Annotated in this window: 15 protein-coding genes; 7 read left to right on the forward strand and 8 right to left on the reverse strand. The window is 41.6% G+C overall.

From position 1 onward, the window contains the following. Window positions 1–2 precede the first annotated feature (2 nt). The 6 genes from maf to SMUL_RS11525 form a co-directional block, all read right to left on the reverse strand. Window positions 3–557, reverse strand: coding sequence for a septum formation inhibitor Maf (gene maf, locus SMUL_RS11500; RefSeq protein ID WP_038533356.1), 555 nt, complete (start codon window positions 555–557; stop codon window positions 3–5). Window position 558: 1 nt separating this feature from the next. Continuing rightward, on the reverse strand, window positions 559–1,056 hold the full coding sequence (locus SMUL_RS11505) for a hypothetical protein (RefSeq protein ID WP_025345408.1): 498 nt from the start codon (window positions 1,054–1,056) through the stop codon (window positions 559–561). Window positions 1,057–1,059: 3 nt separating this feature from the next. Next, a complete protein-coding gene (gene alaS / locus SMUL_RS11510) occupies window positions 1,060–3,606 on the reverse strand; it encodes an alanine--tRNA ligase (protein ID WP_025345409.1) in 2,547 nt (848 codons plus the stop codon). Window positions 3,607–3,702: 96 nt separating this feature from the next. Next, the gene (locus SMUL_RS11515; protein ID WP_025345410.1) at window positions 3,703–5,655 is read right to left on the reverse strand and encodes a glycoside hydrolase family 17 protein; all 1,953 of its coding nucleotides are present in this window, start codon (window positions 5,653–5,655) and stop codon (window positions 3,703–3,705) included. Window positions 5,656–5,907: 252 nt separating this feature from the next. Next, complete coding sequence (locus SMUL_RS11520; protein ID WP_025345411.1) at window positions 5,908–6,549, reverse strand: response regulator transcription factor; 642 nt, start codon at window positions 6,547–6,549, stop codon at window positions 5,908–5,910. Further along, the gene (locus SMUL_RS11525) at window positions 6,530–8,722 is read right to left on the reverse strand and encodes an ATP-binding protein (RefSeq protein ID WP_025345412.1); all 2,193 of its coding nucleotides are present in this window, start codon (window positions 8,720–8,722) and stop codon (window positions 6,530–6,532) included. The genes SMUL_RS11520 and SMUL_RS11525 overlap by 20 nt, the downstream gene beginning before the upstream one ends. Before the next feature lie 144 nt (window positions 8,723–8,866). Between SMUL_RS11525 and SMUL_RS11530 the strand changes: the two genes are divergently transcribed. The 6 genes from SMUL_RS11530 (at window position 8,867) to SMUL_RS17265 (ending at window position 14,340) form a co-directional block, all read left to right on the forward strand. Then, window positions 8,867–11,275 (forward strand): DMSO/selenate family reductase complex A subunit, encoded by a 2,409-nt coding sequence (locus SMUL_RS11530; RefSeq protein WP_038533359.1) that lies wholly within the window; start codon window positions 8,867–8,869, stop codon window positions 11,273–11,275. A gap of 11 nt (window positions 11,276–11,286) precedes the next feature. Then, on the forward strand, window positions 11,287–11,940 hold the full coding sequence (locus tag SMUL_RS11535) for a DMSO/selenate family reductase complex B subunit (protein WP_025345414.1): 654 nt from the start codon (window positions 11,287–11,289) through the stop codon (window positions 11,938–11,940). Continuing rightward, window positions 11,927–12,787, forward strand: coding sequence for a DmsC/YnfH family molybdoenzyme membrane anchor subunit (locus tag SMUL_RS11540; protein ID WP_025345415.1), 861 nt, complete (start codon window positions 11,927–11,929; stop codon window positions 12,785–12,787). The genes SMUL_RS11535 and SMUL_RS11540 overlap by 14 nt, the downstream gene beginning before the upstream one ends. Before the next feature lie 10 nt (window positions 12,788–12,797). Beyond that, window positions 12,798–13,433: a TorD/DmsD family molecular chaperone gene (locus SMUL_RS16740; RefSeq protein WP_025345416.1), complete on the forward strand. Its 636-nt coding sequence runs from the start codon at window positions 12,798–12,800 to the stop codon at window positions 13,431–13,433. A gap of 118 nt (window positions 13,434–13,551) precedes the next feature. Further along, a complete protein-coding gene (locus tag SMUL_RS11550) occupies window positions 13,552–14,112 on the forward strand; it encodes a hypothetical protein (protein WP_025345417.1) in 561 nt (186 codons plus the stop codon). A gap of 63 nt (window positions 14,113–14,175) precedes the next feature. Continuing rightward, a complete protein-coding gene (locus SMUL_RS17265) occupies window positions 14,176–14,340 on the forward strand; it encodes a hypothetical protein (protein WP_169730527.1) in 165 nt (54 codons plus the stop codon). Here SMUL_RS17265 and SMUL_RS11555 read toward each other — a convergent pair. Next, window positions 14,337–14,822, reverse strand: a complete 486-nt coding sequence (locus SMUL_RS11555) for an Lcl C-terminal domain-containing protein (RefSeq protein WP_025345418.1) — start codon at window positions 14,820–14,822, stop codon at window positions 14,337–14,339. The two genes, SMUL_RS17265 and SMUL_RS11555, sit on opposite strands and share 4 nt — an antisense overlap. 139 nt (window positions 14,823–14,961) lie before the next feature. On the opposite strand from SMUL_RS11555, the gene hemH reads away from it, so the two are divergent. Further along, a complete protein-coding gene (gene hemH, locus SMUL_RS11560; RefSeq protein WP_025345419.1) occupies window positions 14,962–15,897 on the forward strand; it encodes a ferrochelatase in 936 nt (311 codons plus the stop codon). On the opposite strand, the gene SMUL_RS11565 is transcribed toward hemH, so the two are convergent. Beyond that, on the reverse strand, window positions 15,894–17,675 hold the full coding sequence (locus SMUL_RS11565; protein ID WP_025345420.1) for a peptidoglycan D,D-transpeptidase FtsI family protein: 1,782 nt from the start codon (window positions 17,673–17,675) through the stop codon (window positions 15,894–15,896). The two genes, hemH and SMUL_RS11565, sit on opposite strands and share 4 nt — an antisense overlap. Between the last annotated feature and the right edge of the window lie 5 nt (window positions 17,676–17,680).

The raw sequence follows: 17,680 nt of genomic DNA on the forward strand, positions 1-17,680 counted from the left end.
GGTTACAGGGGTAAAAAAGGCAACAGCTTCTCAACGCTAAGCCCCATGGCGGTACTCTCAAGTCCGACCACCTCTTTGATGTAGGACTTACAAAAGCCTTCTACCATACACGCTCCTGCTTTACCCTTCCACTCATCGCTTTCTAAATAATCATGCAGTGCTTTGGGCTCAAATGGCAAGAAAAGATAGTCCGTTGTGGAGAGATCAATAAGCTCAATCGTTTTGGATTTGTAAATCATGCAGCTCAAAATGCTCACCGTGTTGCCACTTTGTGCCTCTAAAATGCGCTTGGCATCGGCTTTGTCTTTGGCTTTACGCAAAATCTGCCCATTGGCTGTAACTACGGTATCGGCGCACAAAACAGGCATTTCCAAGTCGTACGTTTCAAGGTAACTCTGCATTTTCCCTTTCGTCGCATGGTAGACAAAATGGGCTGGATCAGCGATGCGAAGGCTCTCTTCGTCAAACCCAGGATCTCGTTGGATGAACGGAACGCCAAATTTCGTAAGCAGTTCCGCGCGCGTAATGGAAGAGGAGCCAAGCACGATCGTTTGCATCTTAATAGCCTCGTAAAATCACGCCAAAATAGACCGAGATAACGGCTAAAAGCAGATTGAGAGGGATGAGATATTTCACCATCAAGATCACATTTTCCTCGACCTCGATGTAATTCTCTTCCTCTAAACCTTTTTTGGCTTTGAGATATTTGAAGTACATGTAAATAAAATTAAAAGCGATAAACGTCCACAGAGCCTCTTTGGTATGCACCATCACATAGGTGGTCGGATTGCCCGCTTTAAAGCCAAGCCCGATGTGCATAAACACCGATGTTATGATGATAATCAGAAGCACTGGCACTAAAAAAAGAATGTAACGTCGCATCATTTTAATGCAGCTGTTAAATTTTATCTTCTCATCGGCGACATCTTCTTCCACAGGCTGAATCACAAAACGCATTACGAACATACTACCAATCAGCAGTGCCGAGCTGATAACATGTAAAAAAACGATGATTCGGCTAAAGTCCCCAAAGATCTCTATGAAAAAATCGCGCATTTTTTAGCCTTGAAGAATGGATTTTGCATACGCGAGGGCTGCTGATTTTGCCTCTTCGATTTTAGAAGCATCTTTCCCCCCTGCTTGCGCAAAGTCATCTCGCCCTCCTCCACCGCCACCAACGATCGGCGCGATCTCTTTAATCCACGCACCTGCTTTAATCGCGGCATTTTTAACACCTGCAGCGATCATCACTTTGTCGTCTTTAACTTGCAGTAAAAGCACTGCAACGGAGTTTTTCTCATTTTTAAGATCATCAATGCGCGCTTTAATATCGCCAGCACCCAATACATCCACAATGAGTTCAACGCCGTTTACATGTAAAGATTCTACAGACTTTCCAGCGTGAGCATTTAAAGATTCAACTTCAGTTTTTAGGGTTTTAATCTCTTCTTTCAGACGATTGATGCCGATGAGTGGCTCTTTATGTTTCACACTCTCTTTAATCGCTTCAAGATCGCTTCTTAAACTTTGCGCATAAGAAAGTGCCGCACTTCCGCAAATCGCTTCGATACGTCTGACACCCGCACTCACACCGCTCTCTTTTTGAATAAAGAAGCTTCCGATATTGGCAGTGTTCTCAACATGCGTTCCACCGCACAGCTCAACACTCGCATCACCAAAACTGACCACACGCACTTCTGAGCCGTATTTTTCGCCAAAAAGCGCCATAGCGCCACTGTTTTTAGCCTCTTCGACATTCATCAGTTTTGTCTCTCCCGAAACACCACTCGCGATGACACTGTTCACAAACGCTTCAACCTTAGCGATCTCTTCAAAACTGAGTGCTTTTGGATGTGAGAAGTCAAAACGAAGTCTGTCTTTTTCGACCAAACTACCCGCTTGAGAAACATGCTCACCCAAGACTTTACGAAGTGCGCTGTGTAGCAAGTGTGTTGCACTGTGATGTCTTTCGATCTCAAGGCGTGAGACATCCACACTGAGGCTTACCTCATCGTTTACATGTAAAGGTTTTTCAAGCTCAACAAGGGAAAGATTAAGGTCAAAAAATTTCTTCGTATCGAGCACTTTTCCATAGCCTTCAATGACACCCTCATCGCCACTTTGTCCACCGCTCATCGCGTAAAATGGGGTTTGTTCAAACATCACCCAACCGTTTTCGTCTAAACTTTGAACCTCTTTGAAGTTTTCATCTAAGAGTGCTAAGACTTTGGTTTTGGCCTCTTTTTGCATGTAACCAACAAAAGTATTGAGACCAAATTTTTCAAGGAGCGGTTTAAACTCACCTTGGGTTGCTTTGTCACCACTTCCTTTCCATGAGGCTTTAGAACGCGCTTTTTGCTCCGCCATCAAAGCTTCAAACTCCGCTTCATTGACACTAAGCCCTTTTTCACGAAGCATATCTGCTGTCAAATCAAGAGGGAAGCCATAGGTGTCATAGAGTTTAAACGCAACTTCACCGCTGAACATCGTTTTGGTATTGGGGAGTTCTTTTTCAAAGAGTTCCAGTCCTGAAGCGATAGTCGTAAAGAAGCTCTCTTCTTCATTTTTAATCTGCTCAGCGATGACCTCTTTTTTAGCAACAAGGTACGGGTACTGTTTGCCCATAAGCGCACATAAGGTATCAAGAAGTTTGTACATAAACGGCTCACGAAGACCCAACAAATAACCATGTCTGACTGCACGTCTTAGGATGCGTCTTAGCACATACCCACGTCCTACACGACCAAAGGTTGTGCCTTGGGCTACAAGAAAAGAGACAGCGCGAATGTGATCGGCGATAACACGGTAACTTGCTCCCGTTTTATACGCATACGGTTTTCCGCACAGCTCAGCGACTTTGTCCGTTAATGGGATAAAGAGTGAAGAGTCATAATTGCTGAAAACGCCTTCTTGCACCGCTGTGACACGCTCTAAACCCATACCCGTGTCGATAGAAGGTTTAGGAAGCGGATGAAGCACACCTGAAGAGTCGCGCTCGTACTGCATAAACACAAGATTCCAAATCTCTAAGAAACGATCACCATCGCCGCCCATATAATCCTCAGGCGTGTTGAAGTTTTCAGCCCCTTGATCGATGAAGATTTCGCTGCACGGACCGCATGGTCCCGTATCGCCCATTTGCCAGAAGTTGTCTTTATCACCAAAGCGCATAATGCGACTCGCGTCGATGTGTTTTTTCCAAATCGCTTCTGCCTCATCATCGCTCTCATGAACGGTCACCCAGAGTTTGTCTTTGGGAAGTTTTAAAACGTCTGTGACAAACTCCCACGCATGAGAGATGGCATCTTCTTTAAAATAATCGCCAAAAGAGAAGTTTCCAAGCATTTCAAAAAAAGTATGATGGCGCGCTGTGTAGCCGACGTTATCAAGGTCATTGTGTTTTCCACCTGCACGGATGCACGTTTGACAGGTTGTCGCACGCGGAGGGTTTGGGCGAGGCACTTCGCCTGTGAAAACACTCTTAAAAGGAACCATGCCTGCGTTGGTAAACAGAAGCGTCGCGTCATCGGGCACAAGGGGAGAACTCTCGATAATCTTGTGACCTTTTTGTTCAAAAAACTTTAAAAACTCAGCTCTAACATCCATACAATCATCCTAGTTTTATTATAAAAATTTATCTATTTTAACGAAAAAACCTAAAGGTTATTATTAAAGCCCCTGAAAACCGTACGAAAGAGAGACCTACAACGTACACTTTTCACTCAGACGATACCCCACAATCCACCAACCCAAAACGACAATGATGGCACCTAAAAAGCCATTAAACGTCAGAAGGCAGAAAAGACCCATAACAATGGCGATCATACCCAAGATATAGCTTCCTGAGAACACGCTAAAGATGGCAATGACAATGCCTGAAAGCCCTACGTAATTGAGGTAAATCACCTTGCCTAAAAGCGTTCTAAATTGACAGATAGGAAGCATCGGTTCAGCCGCGCACACAGCCACCCACGACTCTTTGACATAGACACCCTCTTTCATTGCCACAATGGCAAGAGCGGCTACGACTAAAATCAAAAGTGTTCTAAAAAGACCGCACAATTTAGAGGTGGAAAGCCACAATGTTGAGCCCAAAACCATCACTAAAATGACCCAATTCAGCGCAAAATCATTGCGTGCACTCTCTTGAACTAAAACCGCTAAGGCACTTAAAAACAAGATCAACCCGCTCGCTTTTTCCATCAAACCATTAAGCTCTTTACGCTCGGTTGAAAAATAAATCACCGCATACACCACCGCAATGATGCCAAGCGTTCCTAGCTCAAAGTTCAGATAGCGTCCATCAAACGCTAAAGAGAGCGCCATCACAAGCACGATGCTGATGCTACACAGATGCAAAACATCTTCCCAAAAGGTCTCGCCTTTGGGTTCACTGAGCGTTATAACGCTCATGAAACGCGCCATCGAACCTCGCATCGTGATCTCTTCAGCAATGAGAAAGCGCACCAGTTTAAGCCACAGTAAAAAAGCGACACAGAGGCATAAAATCGCCCACGCCTCTTCCAAATTATTGCGCGAAACGATCCAATACGCATTGGCTTGCCACGTAAGCGCCACCGAACCACCAAAGAGCGTTGCAAACCAGTACGGCGCTTTTTTGCACGAACATGTCGGCACGCCCCAAAGCCAAATCAAACCAACCAGACTGAGCGCACAACTGCTGATAAAAAGCCACAGCGCATTGGGAAAGTTGGAGACAAAACCATGCAAGATGTGTTTATCCGCCCTATCGGCATCAAACAGACCCCAAAAACCGCCCACAGCACCTTCACTCATGCGCTTCCACGGTTGGTCAAACGCTTCGATGAAGTTGTACTGCCAGCCACTCTCTTCCGCCATTTTGACAAACCCACGCGTGAAGAGAGCTTGGTTGACCGCACTGGGGTAGGCAGATTCACGCATACGTCCTTCACTTGGCCAGCCTGTCTCACCGATGACGATCTCTTTATCGGGAATTTTTTGTTGCATCAACTCACGAATATTCTTTACATGTAAAAGCGCTTTGTCCACGCTGATGGGTGTATCTTCCCAGTACGGCAAGATGTGAATCGTCACGCGATCGACCGCAGGTGCGACCTCGGGGTGCTTATTCCAAAACTCCCACACATCGGCATACGTGATGACCATATCGGGCAATGCTTGTTTCACTTCGTTTATGTAGCCGACCAATTGTGCGGCACTCACATCACGTCGCAACAACGCTTCATTGCCCACGACAACGGTTTCGACAATGTCTTTGTTCTCTTTAGCCAAACGAATCGTTGTGTCGATCTCTTTTTTCGTCAACGCCACATCACTGCTTACCCATGCACCCAGCCACAGTTTCAGCCCATGTTTACGCGCAATCTCGGGTAACTCTTCAAGCCCCACGCTTGAGTAAGAACGAATACAACTCGTAATCGTCGCCAAATGCGCCAAATCTTTGTCCATCTGCTCGGTCGAAGGACGAAACCCTTTAGGAATATCCATCGGCGATTCATTTTTGCCAAAAGGGGCATACGAAAGGCATTGTAGTTTGACATTGGGATCAAGCGTTATGAGGCTCGAAGAAGGCAAAGCCATCCAAAACCAAAAAAGCCCCAATGTGGCAAACATCGCAAGGTAAAAAAGGATCATTTTAAACGTGTGATTCATACAGTCGCGCTCCATACATCGTTAATAGTTGCGCGATTATACAGGAAATGCGATTAAGGGGTTACATGTAAAAAGTAGAAATTGTATTCATAAAGATGCATCAACACCTATAAGCAATAAATTGAGAGTTATAAAAGCATTAGCTTTTAATTATGTACAAGCAGAATCCATTTCTTGAGCACAATTTTAATTTTAATAAAAAGAAGTTTTAGAAAACTATTATCAGTTGAGAAACCTTTTATTGTAGTAACATCACAAAACAACCAAGCGATAACCGTAGTTTTGTGTTTCAATGCTCTTTTCACAAAGCTTAGCACGCAAACGCTTTACTAAAGAGCGTAGTCCTGCAATTCCCACATCTTCACCCTCCCACACATACTGCTCTATATGCTCAATTGAGACAATAATATTAGGGGTTTTGGCTAATATTGCCATCAACCGACGCTCTTTTAATGTAAGCTTCATCACTTCATTAAATGCGTCATACAGTAGTTCATCTTTAGGATCATAGCTCAAGCCATCATGCAACTCTAAACGCACATTTCTGGAGCAAAGCAGGTCAATTTTACGCTCCAACTCGTACATATAAAAAGGTTTTTTTAAGTAATCGTGGCATCCTGCAATGTACGCTTTTTGAATCGTTTCTAACTCTATATTAGCACTGATGATGATAGCAGGCGTCTTTTTTTCACGCTGGCGTATCTCTTTTAGAAGTGCTATACCATCCATCGTAGGAACATAAATATCCAGCACAAAACAATCGTACCCGTTTGCACTTTCAAAAAGTGCCGCTTCACCATCATCGAACCAATCAACCGTATGACCTTTTTCTTCTAACATCTCTTTGATAATTTCAGCCAAATTGACATTATCCTCAAGCAATAAGATTTTCATAGCTCTTCTCCTTCTCTCTTGGAAGCTCAATACACACCTGCACACCTTGAGTTAAAGGCTTTAATGTGATTTTACCGTTCATTTTGCTTTCAATAATGAGCTTTGCCATATACAAACCAAATCCATCGCCTTTCGTTTTTGTCGTAAAAAAGGGCTGAAAAAGGTTGAGTAATATCTCTTGACTTATACCAATACCATTATCTCGTATAAAAACACCAACACTTTCATCAAATTCGTATAAATCAATGTGTATATGGCCTTTGGTTACAAGCGCTTTTACTTTTTCTTCTAAAATCGCATCTTTCGCGTTGTTAATGATATTGACAATAACCTGTTTAAATTCATTAGGGTATCCCCAAAGTATATTACTTTTAGTGAGATGATTTGTATACTTCACTTCAATGGAGTCATACTTCATGGAATAGGATAGCAACGCAAGAACATCCTTGATACCTTGGTCAATATCAAAGGCTTTTGGCTCATTGGAAGGCCGTATAAAATCACGAAATCCATCAATTGTCTCGCCCATATAAATCGTTTGAGACATAATTACCCCATAAAATTTTTGAATGTCGTTACTGGTAAGTTTTCCTTTTTGATCATAATGGTGCATTTTATGAGCAACTGCTGAGAGTTCAACCAAAGGTACTTTCCATTGATGGACGATGGCTGAGAGCATCTCCCCAATTTCGGCAAGTTTTGATTGTTGGATGATAAACTGGGTATTGATTTCAAGTTGTTTTTTTTCTGTCACATCGGTGATGACTGCAACAATACCACCATTTTTGCCATCTTCATCGAGAAAAATTTGACTACGCAATCGATAGGTTCGCTCTTGCCGCATAAATTCAATCTCTTGAAGTTCAAAAAGTTGCTCTTTTGTGGGCATATGACACAAGATCGTGAAAACATCGCAAATACTACGCCCAACTATTTGATCAAGTGAAAGTCCCACCATGGTACAAAAAGAGTCATTACATCCTTTGATGTACCCTTTGATATCAATCCAGAAAATGGAACTTCGAATGTTATTCAAAAGGACTTGTTCCAAATAACTTTGTGCAGCTAATTTTTTTTCCATCCTTTGGCGCTGATAGATGTTAATGATGGCCAAGATAAGTGAAATTAAGATAAAGGGGAAAAAGATAAACGCATACTCGACAAGCTGTCTGTGCTCTTCAAAAAAACTTTTGGGTGGGTTAATAATCGTAGCTTCTTTTGGGAGCATTGATCCATCAATGTTATATTTTTGAAGCATCCTATAATCAAATATCCATTCCGAGGGTACAACAAGCGGTTTTGATGTATCTATTTTTTGACCATCAAGATATGCTAAGGTCAATTTAGCAACAGCGACACCATTGGTATATCCACGCAATAAATAACCACCAATAATTCCTTCAGAAAGCAAAACATCACTAGCGGCAAATACAGGTGCCAAAGAAGTGTTAATCACATCACTTACTTTGTAATAAGGAATATAATTCCCATGATTGTCACGCAGTAAAGTCCCTAACATCACTGCACTATGAGGAGGTAAATGGGCAAGATCATCAGTTATTTTTTCAAGATCTCCCTCTAAATTAATGGTTGTATGAATACCCTGTGCTTCTAATTTTTGTGCTTCTTCTTGGAAAATAGAATTGATAGACATAGAATCTTTAGTTTTGTCGCTAATAATATAAACATTTTTTAAGTGCGGCATAACATGTTTTAAAAACTGCATATTAATTGCAACTTCTTTACTCTCAAAAACAAGAGGGATTTTTTCTTGTTTAATACGCTCTACATCAACACCAGGCATACTTTTTTCAATACCACAAAAGAAGATAGGAACATTTGGGAAAAGTTTATCTTTATTATTTAAAACAAATTTTACGGCAAAATCATCAGCAGCAATCACGGCATCAAACTGTTGATATTTAAGTTTTGCAACAAATAAATTGTAAAGAAGAATCAAATATTCAGGATCTTCATTCTTTTTGGTATCCATATACTCCGTTGTGAGCTGATACTCTTTAAAAGGGGCTAAAACATCTTCAACACCTTGAGAGAGATGATCACTCCAACGAATACCTTTATTATAAGAGTGTAAAAGCAAAATATGTTTACTAGCGGCCTCAAGGCTTAGTGTAAACATACACCATAAAAAAAGAAACAACCATGGTTTCATCTAGTTCCCTAAAATTTTTTTCATTATAACGTTCTTCTTAATATACCCCTCTTAAAGTTATTTTCATCATTAAACCTGACAACTTTTTGACAACTTATTTTTATAAGATTATTTTTATAAAACTATAAATTTCAAGGAGACCCTATGTATGAAATTAGTCGGCGACGATTTTTGCAATGGAGTGGTGCTTTAGGTGGAGGACTTGCAAGCAGTGCAATTTTACCGCTTCCATCCATTGCTGAAGATGTAAAAACAGTTCCATCTTCAAAAAAATACGATTCAATCAAATGGGCAGGTTGTACTATCAATTGTGGTAGTAAATGCCCTGTTCGTGTTTTTGTCAAAGGTGGGAAGATTGATCATATTGAAACCGATAATACAGGTGGTGATGAGTTTGGCTCTCACCAAGTAAGAGCATGTTTAAGAGGACGATCAAATCGTTATCGTGTGTACAATCCCAATAGGCTTTTATACCCACTCAAACGAATTGGTAAGCGTGGCGAAGGAAAATTTGCCCGTATATCGTGGGATGAAGCCTTAGAAACCATTGCTACAAAAATGAAAGAGGTTAAAGAAAAATACGGCAATGAGGCGATTTACTTAACCTATGCGACAGGAACAACCGGTGCTATTATGAACCGTTGTACCGCTGGTCCTTGGGTAAGACTTCTTTCACTCTTTGGTGGGTATCTCAATTATTATAACAGCTACTCTACAGCGCAAATCACTGATGGTTTGAACCATTTTTATGGCACAAGTAGAGGCAGTGATATTATGAATATTGAATACGCAAAACTTGTGGTTATGTTTGGTAATAATTCTGTCGAAACAAGAATGAGTGGTGGAGGTACTGGTTATGCGTATAAATGTGCCCTTGAACGAGGCGGTGCTAAAATTATTCATATTGATCCACGCTATTCTGACAGTTTAGTCGGAGCCTGTGATCAATGGATTCCAATAGCCCCAGGAACTGATGGTGCTCTCATTGCGGCGATGGCACATGTAATGATTAGCGAAGACCTTCACGATAAAGATTTTTTGAGCAAATATTGCGTTGGATTTAGTTCTGATACCCTTCCTGAGGATGCACCCAAAAACGGCTCATACGAAGATTATGTTATGGGTAGAGGGGAAGATAAGACCGAAAAAACACCTGCTTGGGCGGAATCTATTACCAAAATAGCTGCACAAACTATTATTAACCTCGCACGTGAAATTGCTACGACAAAACCCTGTTTTATAGCGCAAGGATGGGGTGCGCAACGCCAATCTAACGGTGAACAAGCCGCGCGAGCCATTGCAACACTAGCAGCCATGACAGGTAACATAGGCTCTATTGGTACCAATCCTGGTACGAGAGAGCACACAACTGGATGGATTGAACCCGCACCGCTACCGTATAAAAATCCTATCAAAGATGCTATTCCTTGCTTTTTATGGACAGATGCCATCGTAAGAGGTAAAGAGATGCGTGACATCACCGATGGTGTACGAAAGACAACGCAACTCAAACAAAATATTAAATTCTTATGGAATACAGGTGGAAACTGCCTCATCAACCAACACAGCGATGCCAACAAAACCGCTAAGATTCTTGAGGATGAAAGTTTATGTGAGTTTATTGTTGATGTGAATGTTACACGAACATCGAGTAACCGCTTTGCAGATATCATTCTTCCCGATGCCACGCCGCTTGAACAAGAAGATTTTGTGCGTTCAAGTTCGGGTTATTCAAATGATAGACCGTATATTGTCTATTCTCAAAAAGCGATTGAGCCTTTGGGCGAAAGTATGCCAATTTATGATATGTGTACAAAACTCGCTGAAAAATTGGGTGGAGAAACACTCAAAAATGCTTTTACCGAAGGTCGTACGCAAGTTGAGTGGTTAGAGCATCTTTGGGATGTAAAATTTAAAGATAAAGAAGGGATGCCAACCTTTGCGCAAATGAAAGAGATGGGTATTTTAAAATTGCCTCGTTATAAAAAGCCTCTTGTTGGATTTGAAAAATTTGTTCAAGACCCTATTGCTAATCCGCTTAAAACGCCCACCGGCAAAATTGAGATTTTCAGTACAGCACTTGATAAAATGGCAAAAACATGGATTTTGCATGAGGGTCAAACAATCACACCTCTTCCTGTTTTTACAGAAGCAAAAGACGGGCCACTTGATCCTGCCCGCAAAACATACCCACTTCAAATATTTGGTTACCACTACAAAGGTCGTACACACTCTAGCTTTTGGGAGAGTGCACCTATTCGTGAAATCAATCCAGATGAACTGTGGATAAACCCTGTTGATGCCAAAGAGCGCCATATTAAAACAGGAGACAAGGTTCTTGTTTATAACCAATATGGCACGATGAGTATCGTGGCTAAAGTAACTCCAAAAATCATGCCAGGCGTGACTTCATGTCCACAAGGCGGTTGGTATAAGATGAAAAATGGCATTGATGTTGGTGGATGTATCAATTCACTGACCACACATGAGCCATCTGCTATTGCCAAAGGCAATCCTCAACACTCCATTTTGGTTGAGATTAAAAAAGCGTAGAGGGAAAAATTATGGAAAAAAATAAACATTTTGGATTTTATCTTGATCAAACTCGTTGTGTGGGATGCCGCACATGTCAATTAGCCTGTAAAGATTACCATGATTCACCCATCGGTGTCAGTTACCGTCGTGTGAGTGAATACGAAGGTGGTAGTTGGGTTAAAAATGAAAACAACCTTTTACAGCCTTTCAATGTTTTTGCCTATTACAGTTCTATTGCATGTAACCATTGTGATGATCCTGCCTGTACAAAAGCGTGCCCAACTGGAGCGATGCATATGGGAGATTATGGCATTGTGGATGTCGATACAAGCAAATGCATCGGATGTAAATCCTGTGCAATGGCTTGTCCTTATGGCGCACCTCAATTTAATGAACACACAGGACATATGAGTAAATGTAATGGGTGTCAAGAGCGCTTGGATGAGGGGATGATGCCTATTTGTGTTGATGCTTGTCCTTTCCGTGCTATTGAGGCAGGGCCTATCAGTGAATTGCGTGAAAAACACGGCCATATCGCTGGTGTTGCTCCATTGCCAGCTTATGAAATTACCCGACCAAATTTATGCATCAAACCTGAAAAAAATGCTCAACCATCCAATAAAGGCAATGGAACTGCCCATCTGCCACAAACTCTTTCGGAGGTCTCTTATGACATTGTCTAATATTATCATAGGCGAATTGCCACTGGTATTTTTTACGGTTGTTGCGCAAGCTGCCGTGGGTCTTTCATTAGTATATGCCCTTTGCACAAAACTCAGCTCTAATGCTAAAATAGACTCACGTAAAAACTTTGGTGCACTCTTTTTGGCTTTGACATGTTTTGGTATTATCGCCTCGGTCTTTCACTTGGGTGATCCTTTGCATGCTCCGTATATGATACTCCGCATGGCAGGATTTAGCCAAAATGGAACATGGATTGTTTCATGGCTACCTTTAGAGATTTTAGGTATTGGCATTATGGCACTTCTTGGTATCCTTGTTATGTTGAGAGGTTCCTTAATAGCTATTTATGCGCTCCCTTTTGTGGGCTTTTTGACACTGTTTGCCATGAGTGGTATCTATGGTTCTATGGTACAAATTGTTCCAACATGGAGCTTTGGATTAACCTTTTTATTGTTCTGTGCCTCCGCTTTGCTCTTGGGTGGATTTACCTATCGTGCATTTTTTGCTGAAGTCACTAAAGAAATTGCACTTTCATCACTGGTGAGTATAGGTGGGTTTGTTTTATTTGCACTGGCACTGCTTCTTTACACGCTCCATAATGCAGAAGTACACATTGATGCTATCGCAAATGTATTTGATTTGATGCATGGTTATTATGGTTGTTTTGTAGGTGGTGGGTTGATTTTAGCAGGTCTTGCGCTGATGCTTAATATCTACAAAGACTTACTTCCAGAGAGCTTTACATGTAACATGTCAAAGCTCTCTCTTGTCATTGTTTTTATAGGCGTTTTAGCAACTAGAGTTGCATTTTACGGGCTGATTACAACGCATTTTTTTATTGGATAAGGAGTCTAGAATGGATTATACAACACTAAGCCTTGCCGCAAATGTTTTTGCACAATTCCTAGCGTCACCTCCTGATGCTAAAACATGGCAAATGCTTAAAGAAAATCACGTTTTAGAAGAGTGGTTTATAGATACGCAAACACCAACCTGTGAACAAGGAACAATGTTATGGAAACGCTCCCATGGTGAGGAGAGTAGCGATACGATTGCGGCTGATTTTACACGCCTTTTTCTATGCGATGAAGAATTTTTGAAAGCACCGCCTTATGCATCTTTTTACCTTGAGTCATCGGGTGAAATTTTTACACAAGAGAGCGATGATGTCCAAGCAGTTTATGATGCGTTTTCATTTCAAACGACACGTCTAATACAGGAGCCCGCCGACCACATCGCCACTCAATTGGAATTTTTAAGTTTACTGCTTAAAAGTGCGGCACAAAGTGATGCTTTTGCAAAACATATTAGCCAGTTTATAGCGATACATTTAGCCCCTTGGATGACATCGTGGACAGTGGATGTACAAAACAATGCTCAGTCGTTGTTTTATAGAGGTTTGGGATACCACATCCAAACCTACTATGAACTTTTGATTGAAACATTTCAACCTAATGTTGTACCACGCATTATCCATCGTAAAGCTTCATGATAAAGTGGCAAGGTTCCTTGCCACTTTTTTTATATCTAACAAAATCTTGTATCGTTTACACCTCAAACCTCACGGAATACTTCTTGTATAACATCTTCATCACACATAAAGGATACACATGTCGATTTTGCAGTTTATTAAAGAGAATAATTTAGCGTGGCAGCCTTCCTTTAATGGGGAAATCGGCAATGGTTTAGTCGGTTACCGAGGCGCTTTGATCGTAGAAGAGGGAAAACAGCTCTCCCCTGATCGCATCTTACCACCCAAAGTGCAAGCGAAACAAGTTTTGTTAGTTGCAGATGAGGCTAGTGTCACTTTTTTCTCCGCTGAATTAGAGAGTATTTTACATTTTGAAGCCTTTTTTGCGCGTTACAAAGCCTTTTTTACCCCTGCAACATTGGTCGTGCTGTATATCACCGATTTGGATAAAAATGGCACATTTACTTATGAAGGTGTCACGATTCATGCGTACTCTTTGGCAGAAAGCTCTGTTTGGAATGAACTGTTAGACCTCTCAGGACTCGATAAAAGTGAGCTCAAAAAGCTTGACAACAAGAAGAAAATCGACGTGCTGTATGAAGGACTTTTAAAGACTGATTGTGCGGCAAAAGCGATGAGTTTTGAAGAGATACTCAGCCACAAAGGTGAAAGTTCCAAAAAAATTATGGGCGCTGTGTAACTGCTTTTTAAAGGACACTCTGTTTGATTTCATGCTACACTCTTACATGTAAAAGGAGCGAGCATGAAAATCAAACAACTCTGTTCTCTTAAAAAAGAGGACGTCAAAACGTATGCCAAAAAAATCATCAAGATCGTCTCAAAACCAAAATTTATCTGCGAAAAATGCGCTCGTGTCTCTAAAGATGAAAAACATTTGTGCCATGCCATTTCTCTTAAAAAACTCTAACGCACCAACCGCACGGCTCCCACAAAACTTTTGGTATGGGCATCTACGCCACCGTTCATCAAATCTATCGTATAAAAAAGCGTTGGCATGACCTCATCACCCTCAAGGTAAATCGAAGAACTAAGATAAATCGCACCCTCACCTGTAAAATTATACACTTTGCCAAAAAATTTGGCATTGATCATCGGGCTTTTACACCGAGGTTCCACAAGGGTTAATAGCTCATCAATACTCGGCAAGCGCCACTTTGTTCCAAGCGAACGCACACGCTCTTCTGCCTCATTACGTCTTAAAAGCTCTACATCACCAACACACCCTTTGCTCTTGTGCCACACTTGACCTAAGGAGCATCGACTCCAGATAAGTCCTGTTTTGGTATCGGTCACTTCGCCCTTTCTTGCGATCAAGGCGTTTGAAGACAAGGAACACTCAGCCATTACGTTCATCGCACAAAAAAGAAAACTTGCCATATATTTTTTCATCGATTCACCCTGTTTCTTTGGAAATACCATACAAAAACATACCACAGCACCGCTTAATCGTTCCAACACTTTTTACATGTAAAGCGCTCTTTAGCAACACTAAAGTACAATAGAATCTATTTTATGGAAAAGGTTCACTATGCAAAAAGCGCTTGTCCTACTCAATATGGGAGGACCCAATAACCTTGATGAAGTCAAAGTTTTTTTATCCAATATGTTCAATGACGCCAATATCATCACCGTAAAGAGCGCTCTTTTACGCCGTTTTATCGCTTTTATGATCACCTCAACACGTACCAAAAAAGCCCAAGCCAACTACGCCAAACTCGGAGGCAAATCGCCTTTAGTCGGCTACACCAAACACCTGGTAGCAAAGCTACAAAGCGCACTTCCAGCTTTACATGTAAACTTTGCGATGCGCTACACGCCTCCCTTTTGTGATGCGTTGATTGAGGAGCTCAAAGCCAAGGGAATTGAAGAGGTTATCTTGTTGCCACTGTATCCGCACTACTCGACCACGACGACCAAGTCTTCGGTGGAAGATTTTATGAAAGTGGCGAAAGCATTGGACTTTAAAGCGCGTATTCGCGTGATTGATCGTTTTTTTGAGAACGAAAGATATAACCGCCTTTTGGTGAAAAAGATCAAAGAAGCGTTAGGAGCGAATGATCCAACGCAGATGGAGCTCATCTTCTCCGCGCACTCTCTGCCTCAAGAGATCATCGCGAATGGCGATCCGTATCAGAGAGAAATAACGTTACATGTAAAGCTTGTTGAACAACTTTTACACGAAGAAGGTGTGCAGTTTAAAGAGGTACATTTAGCCTATCAGTCGAAGCTTGGACCGGTTAAATGGCTTGAGCCTTCGATGGAGGAAAAACTCTCAACGCTTGAAAATAAAAATGCGCTCATTGTTCCGATCTCGTTTACGATTGATAATTCTGAAACAGAGTTTGAACTCAGTATGGAGTATGCCGAGCTTGCGCACCGACTTGGATTTGAACGCTATATCGTGGCAAAATGCCCCAATGATGATGAGGCGTTTGTGGAGTGCATTAAAGGCTTAATTGACTAAGGTGTGTTTTGAATCTCGGCGGATGGGGTTAAATAGCCGTTATCGACCAGTTTCTCGATGATCTCTTTAAAAACAGGCACCGCACTTTGCGCCGCGAAATACGCATGTTTTTTCTTCGCTTCGCGTACCAGTACCCCAACGGTGTATTTGTTCTTTTTATCGTTGACAAAACCAAAGAACGAACCGTTATAGATTCGCACATACTCGCCATCTTCGGCGATGTGTGCCGTTCCTGTTTTGCCTCCTACTTCCAAGCCTTCCATTTTCGTTCCCGTACCCGTACCTTGTTGAACGACTTTAATCAAAATCTTCTGCATACGTTTTGCCACGGAAACGGGGATGACTTGCACCTCAGGAACTTTTTCAGGAAACAGCTCTTGCCCTGTGGGAGAGACGAGTTTTTTCACCAAAGAGAGGTTGAGGAGTCTTCCATTGTTATTAAACGCGTTGTACGCCTTAATAACTTGGATGAATGTTGCGTTCATACCATAGCCATAGCCCACGGTTGCTTTGTAAATCGGTGAATTAAAGCGGTTAAGCGCAGGAATAACGCCCGGGTTTTCAAACGGAAGATCGATGCCACTTCTGACCGAAAATCCAAAATCCTTAAGCCCTTGATAAAACTCTATCGGGTCAAGCTTTTGAGCGATCTGTGCGGTTCCAACGTTGCTGGAATAGACGATAATATCTTCCGCACTGAGTGAATCTGCTTTATGGGTATCTCTGATGATTTTACTGCCTAACTTATAACTTCCACCATAGACATTGATAATGTCATACGGATTGATTTTATTCGCCTTAAGAAGGAGCGCAAAGGTAATACTTTTCATAACGGAACCTGGCTCATAAATGTACTCAATTGCTGAGATATTGAGCGCCCCGTAATCTTTCTTTTCAATGAAATCAGGATTAAAACGATTACTTGATGCTAAAGTAACAAACTCGCCCGTTTCACTGTTAATTACTGCAGCAAGAATCTCTTTCGCCTCCAGGTTTTTTTGATATTTATCTAAGACACTCTCAATGATTTTTTGCATTTTTAAAGAAACTGTCAAATGAACATCATACCCATCATAACGGCGAGAAGAGATACTATTGCCATCCAAAATAATCGCATTGGAGATATCGCGTGAACCAATTAACAAAGAGTCTTGCACCGAAGAGAGTTTATCCTCGTAAAAGCGCTCAATGCCTTTGACTCCTGTCGTTTTTGTAATGCTTTTTTGCTCCATTTTCTTCACATACCCAATAATGGGCGTGACCGAATCAACGGACGGATAGAGCCTGTCTTCACCACTTTCAATAACACTCAGACCATGTAAAAATGCCACACCTGTTTTGGGGTCTTCATAGCTTTTAAATACCCCCAACCTATAAAGCTTTCGTGAAAGTTCTTGAAGGTATTTGGCACTCTTGGAGTCAATGCGGTAAGACAACACCGTACTGCCGACATTGGCATGTAAGGTTGCAGCAACGGCTTTTGGGTCATCCCCACTGTAAAGCGAATAGAGTTTAACAAAGAGGTCAAACTTTTTAGGATCAATGTTGCGTGTATCCACAAGTGCTTTGTAGAGTTTTTGACTCGTAGCGATTTTGAAGCCATCCGCACTAATGATATTACCACGAAGGGCGTGATTAACTTCACTGTGCTCTAATCTTGGAAGTCTTCGATCCAGTGTTGCCCAATAAAAAAGGGTTCCAAGAAAGATGAGAAATCCAAGGAGAACAACAACAAATAGGAAGAGGATTTTGATTTTTTTTGCGTCAGATTGTTCCATGTAAA

It is taken from the genome of Sulfurospirillum multivorans DSM 12446, from assembly GCF_000568815.1.
GTDB classification, from domain to species: Bacteria; Campylobacterota; Campylobacteria; order Campylobacterales; family Sulfurospirillaceae; genus Sulfurospirillum; species Sulfurospirillum multivorans.